2 protein-coding genes are annotated in these 1,783 nt (G+C 65.7%); both read right to left on the reverse strand.

What is annotated here, in order from left to right:
- Positions 1-278: 278 nt before the first annotated feature.
- The gene (locus tag ACTUAL_RS24820) at positions 279-734 is read right to left on the reverse strand and encodes a ParB family protein (protein ID WP_440901943.1); all 456 of its coding nucleotides are present in this window, start codon (positions 732-734) and stop codon (positions 279-281) included.
- Positions 731-1,657, reverse strand: coding sequence for a ParA family protein (locus ACTUAL_RS24825; protein ID WP_440901944.1), 927 nt, complete (start codon positions 1,655-1,657; stop codon positions 731-733). Before ACTUAL_RS24825 ends, ACTUAL_RS24820 begins: the two co-directional genes overlap by 4 nt.
- Positions 1,658-1,783: the final 126 nt, after the last annotated feature.

Raw genomic sequence — 1,783 nt, forward strand, 5'->3', positions numbered from 1 at the left:
TCGGGCCCGTGCTGTACACGGTCACCTTCACATCGGTCATCGCCTTTCCCTTCCCTCAGCAATTTTTTCTGCCTGGCTGGCAATGAGAGATATGGCCGTGAGCGCAGTCGCGGAGTGCGCCGGGCGGCGGTACCGGACTGAGCGCAGCGAGGGAGGATAAGGAGCCTCCCGGCGTGACGTAGCGGCGTAGCCACGGCATGATCGAGTGCCAGACAGAGCGGGAAACCCTGAATCAAACTGGGCCGCGTAGCGGCGCCCTGAGCGCGTCGCGCGCGCTCTCACCCGCCGAATGGGCGGCCAGCGGGCAGGCTCGCGGTGTTCGCCTCGAACGGCTTCCCGTCGTTGTACGCGAGCTCACGGCGGCGCACTTCTGCCTCGATCGCCTTCTCGATCATGTCGGAGTAGCTTTCGTCGGCCTCCAGCGCTCCCGTCGCACGGTAGGCCGCACGGGATCGGGCGCGGACGGACGTGTGAACACGCACACTCATCGACACCTTCGGCTCCTCGGTGGGCGCCTGGACGGCCGGCGCGGGGCGTGTCTTCTCGCGCGGGCTCGCCGCCGGCGCCGTCGCCGGAGTCGGCTCGGGGGTCGGTGCAGGGGCGACCGGATTGACGATCTCGGGGGCGTCGGTGGCCTGGGGTCGGTTCTTCTTCAACAGGCGCTCCACTCCCCCGGTCTGCGCCGTCGCGCGGGGAGAAAGGCCGGAGATCGTTCGGCGGGGTGCGTCGGTCATGCTTGCTCCGATACAGCTGCGTTTTCGGACAGGGTGATGCGGGACACGATCTCTTCCGTGATCGCCTGGAGGTCGTCAGCGACATTCGTCGCAGTGCGTGGGGCGAGGGTCGCCGCCTCCGCCTGGCCACGGCGAATCTCGAACCACTTCGGGCCGTTCTGCACGAACTCGTCCAGCTCGGGCACGAGAAGTCCCCGCTCCCGCGCAGCCTGCGCGGTCGCCTCCGAGTGGCGGATGGTGGCCGTCAGGGTGATATCGGCGTAGCCGCCGAACAGGTCGCTGATCTGCTGCCGCGCTTCCCGCTCGATCCGGGTCGCGCCACGGCCGACGTCGACGAGGACGACGCCGAGAAGGTCGAGGTCAGGGTTCACGTCGATCACCGCATCCAGGCGCTTCGCGACGGCACTGAGGCCCTTCCTGCTGGCCTTATCGCTCTTGACCGGGACCAAAGCCCACCGTGCGGCCGCGACCGCGTTCGTCTGGAGCATTTCATCGCCGGGAGGGCAGTCGATCAGGACCATGTCGTACTCGGGGGCAAGCGGCTCGAGGGTCTGCGCAAGGGCGAGCTTGGCCCGCATGGGGTCCTTCCCCTGCATGGCTGCAAGGCCAGCGCTCGCGCTGTCCAGCGATTCGCCCCCCATGAGCACATCGAGGTTGGGACGGACGTTGTGGTACAGCTGCGGCTGGTGATTGAACATCAGCGCCGCGGCGAGCGATGACCCGTTGTCGTTCTCAGGCTTGTCGGTGTAGCCGAAGTCTTCTGCGAGGTTCCCCTGCGGGTCGAGGTCCACCACCAGCACCCGGAACCCGGATGCCGCAAGCAACCCTGCCGTGTTGGCGACCAGGGTCGTCTTCAGGACCCCGCCCTTCCCATTGATGACGGTGATGACTCGGCTCAGGGTCTCGCGATTGATCTTCATCATGTAGGCCTCCGATGTAAGGATTCCACGCATTGCTTACATTGCGTGGATTGCAAGCAATCCAGACATTGCGTGGATTGCGTGGATTGCGTGGATTTAATCTATGTAAGTAATCCACGCATTGCAAGT

It is taken from the genome of Actinosynnema sp., assembly GCF_052038725.1.